We start from the raw sequence: 255 nt of genomic DNA on the forward strand, positions 1-255 counted from the left end.
TTATGTTGCCTTTGAAGGATTGATTATTTTCCGATATCCATACAACACTATTTTTTACTTGTAACAAAATTCTAGCCCAAGCATCCAAAACTTGTGGATTAAATTTATAGTCATTATTAAAACAACAGAATACAAATACGTTCTCTGGTAGCCCAAGCTCTGCTCTTGTAAATACCCTAGAAGAAGCAAGCCGCTTTGAATCATCCACTATGTAGGTATCGGGAAGCGATACGACTTTTTCGGTATAGAACTGCT

At 36.1% G+C, this 255-nt stretch carries 1 pseudogene; it reads right to left on the bottom strand.

Annotation, left to right across the window (positions count from 1 at the left end):
• A pseudogene (locus ICN43_RS11105) lies at positions 1-208 on the bottom strand (acetylglucosamine transferase); the annotation flags it as partial.
• Between the last annotated feature and the right edge of the window lie 47 nt (positions 209-255).

Origin of the sequence: Polynucleobacter sp. UK-Mo-2m-Kol15 (assembly GCF_018881505.1) — a bacterium.
In the GTDB taxonomy this organism is placed as follows: Bacteria; Pseudomonadota; Gammaproteobacteria; order Burkholderiales; family Burkholderiaceae; genus Polynucleobacter.